5 protein-coding genes are annotated in these 2,768 nt (G+C 49.1%); all 5 read left to right on the top strand.

Annotated features, from left to right (window positions below; all coding sequences use genetic code 11):
* Positions 1 to 249 precede the first annotated feature (249 nt).
* The gene (locus NTU69_11350; GenBank protein ID MCX5804103.1) at positions 250 to 1,008 is read left to right on the top strand and encodes a DUF134 domain-containing protein; all 759 of its coding nucleotides are present in this window, start codon (positions 250 to 252) and stop codon (positions 1,006 to 1,008) included.
* A gap of 17 nt (positions 1,009 to 1,025) precedes the next feature.
* Positions 1,026 to 1,397 carry a DUF5320 domain-containing protein gene (locus tag NTU69_11345; GenBank protein ID MCX5804102.1) on the top strand — a complete coding sequence of 124 codons (372 nt, stop codon included), beginning with the start codon at positions 1,026 to 1,028 and terminating at the stop codon, positions 1,395 to 1,397.
* Positions 1,398 to 1,467: 70 nt separating this feature from the next.
* Positions 1,468 to 1,698 (top strand): hypothetical protein, encoded by a 231-nt coding sequence (locus NTU69_11340; GenBank protein ID MCX5804101.1) that lies wholly within the window; start codon positions 1,468 to 1,470, stop codon positions 1,696 to 1,698.
* Between the two features lie 4 nt (positions 1,699 to 1,702).
* Positions 1,703 to 2,578 carry an ATP-binding protein gene (locus NTU69_11335; GenBank protein MCX5804100.1) on the top strand — a complete coding sequence of 292 codons (876 nt, stop codon included), beginning with the start codon at positions 1,703 to 1,705 and terminating at the stop codon, positions 2,576 to 2,578.
* Between the two features lie 10 nt (positions 2,579 to 2,588).
* Positions 2,589 to 2,768: (4Fe-4S)-binding protein (locus NTU69_11330; protein ID MCX5804099.1), on the top strand; the 180-nt coding region annotated here is incomplete at its 3' end.

Below are 2,768 nucleotides of genomic sequence, written 5' to 3'. Positions count from 1 at the left end.
ACATTAAAATCATCAAACGTTTTTCCACGCATTTTATATTCCATAATTCCCCCTCTCGATAAGGAATATACGCGTCTCGATTATACATCTGTGGGAAAGACTTTTCCAGAATATTTCGAGAATCAATGATTAAGGCACAATAAAGAAGTATCACCTATTTTTCTCTTGACAAAAAAAGGTTATGAATATATATTCATAATATGAATTGCAGCACATTGTTTTTATATGTTATTGGAGGGTGATTGAGTAATGCCACGGCCTAGATGCAGAAGAAATATCGGTTTTCTCCCCAGCGTGACTTATTTTAAGCCCGCAGGCGTGAGGCTGGCAGAGTTGGAAGAGGTCGTGTTAGGCCATGATGAGCTTGAGGCGATACGGCTGAAAGACCTTCTCGGGATACCCCAGGAGGAGGCGGCGAAACAGATGAATGTCTCACAGCCCACGTTTCACCGCCTCCTCTTGTCTGCCCATGAAAAAATGGCTCATGCCGTTGTTAACGGCAAAGCACTGAGAATTGAGGGAGGAAACGTCAAGATCGATGAAAAATTCACCCCGCCATGCGGCTGGCGTCACATGTGCAGGCTCGGGTGGAATGGAAAGGCTACTCCACAAAAAGGAGATATATTATCCATTGAAAAAGGAGGAACGATGAAGATCGTAATAACGAGTGTTGATGGAACCTTAGAAGGAATGGTTGATGAACGTTTCGGAAGAAGCCGGAAGCTGATCATCTACGATCTGGAGAATAAGACCCATTCTGTTATTGATAATACGGCAAATATGAATTCTCCCCAGGGAGCAGGCATTCAGAGCGCGCAGAATGTGGTGAATACAGGCGCAAAAGCGGTAATAAGCGGCCATCTGGGACCGAATGCATTCAGGGTGCTTCAGTCCGCCGGGGTGGAAGTGTACACCGCATCCAACATGCCTGTTTCAGAGGCAATAGGGGCTTTCGAAGAGGGTAAGCTTGCTAAATTAACCGGGCCCGATGTAGGCGGGCACTGGTAAAAAAGGAGGTATGTATTATGCCAAGAGGAGATGGAACAGGTCCAATGGGACAGGGTCCAATGACGGGAAGAGGAGCCGGCTATTGTGCAGGCTATAACGCTCCCTGTTACATGAACCCAGCATGGGGAGGAGGATTTTTTGGACCCAGAATGGGTCGGGGTAAAGGAAGAGGCTTCGGATACCGAAATTGGTTTTATGCCACCGGGCTTCCTTTCTGGGCACGCATGAATCCGCAGGCATGGGGACCTCAAACAGGTGTAGCACCGGTATATGGTGCTCCCATGAACAGAGAGGCAGAAATTGAGATGCTCAAAACAGAAGCGGCAGATCTGGAAAGTACGTTGAAGGAAATAAATGATCGTCTGGTAAAGCTCTCTGAAGAGAAGTAGCTATGAGACGGGCGGGGATCACATCCCCCTATCCTCGCCCGTCCGCCCCTCCAGGGGAAAGGAGATAACTATGATACAGGGATATGGTCAAGGTAGCGGAAAAGGTGCAGGCGGAGGAACAGGCGGAGGCATGGGCCGAGGAACAGGAGCAGCAGGCAAAGGCAGGATGGGTGGCAGAGGATTGGGGCTTGGTGGGGAATGTGTGTGTCCTCAGTGCGGAACAAGAGCACCCCATAAACGGGGGATACCCTGCTATAAGCAGAAGTGCCCAAAGTGCAATACACCCATGACGAGAACCTGAGGTGATGAGAGACACGAACATAGCCTTTGCAAGCGGTAAGGGGGGAACCGGAAAAACCACAGTGGCGGTAAACCTGGCATATTTTCTCGCCTATTCCCAGCAGCAGGTACAATACCTGGACTGTGATGTGGAGGAGCCAAACGGGCATATCTTCCTCAAGCCGGAGATGGACTTAAAAACACCTGCAAAGGTGATGGTTCCTGTAATCGACCAGAAGAAATGCACCTCCTGCGGTGAATGCAGTAAGCATTGCCAATTTAACGCCCTTGTAACCCTCCCGAAGAATGTACTCCTATTTCCTGAACTCTGCCATGGCTGCGGGCTCTGTGTTCGTATCTGCCCTGAAAACGCAATAACCGAGGGGGAAAGGGAAATCGGGTATATCGAGAACGGCAGAGCAATACACGGTATTGAATTTATTCACGGTGTTCTGAACGTCGGGGAGCCAATGGCAGGCCCTCTCATCCAAGAGGTAAAACGCCAATACAAAAAACAGTATGTCCGGATCATCGACGCCCCCCCGGGTACTTCCTGCCCGGTGGTGAAGACTATTGCAGACGCGGACGCTGTGGTGATGGTAACCGAACCTACCCCCTTCGGTCTCCATGACCTGAAAATCGCAGTCTCCGTGGCAAAAAACCTGGGAAAACCGATCGGGGTTGTGATTAACCGGCAAAATGGTGAATTCCCGCCTCTTGTAACATATCTATTAAAAAACAATCTGCCTGTAATCATGGTGCTACCCGAAGACAGGGAGATCGCACGCCATTACTCCATGGGGAACATTCTATTACAGACCCTTCCTATCTATATAGACCAGTTTATGGAACTTGCCGTCAACATCGGAAGGTTATTGGGGGAAACAAAATGCAGGTGGTAAGATGACACACATAAAAGAAATGGTAGTTGTAAGCGGTAAGGGGGGAACCGGAAAAACCTCCCTCACGGGAGCACTTTCCTCTCTGTTCCGGGATAAAGTAATAGCGGATTGCGATGTGGATGCTGCAAACCTCCATATAATTCTCCAACCAGAGGAGGTACTGCAGACGAAAGAGTTTACAGGCGGGAAG

Source organism: Pseudomonadota bacterium, from assembly GCA_026388215.1.
Classification (GTDB): Bacteria; Desulfobacterota; Syntrophorhabdia; order Syntrophorhabdales; family Syntrophorhabdaceae; genus JAPLKF01.
Note: the sequence above shows the minus strand (reverse complement) of the source record. Positions and strands in the feature narration are given on the sequence as shown.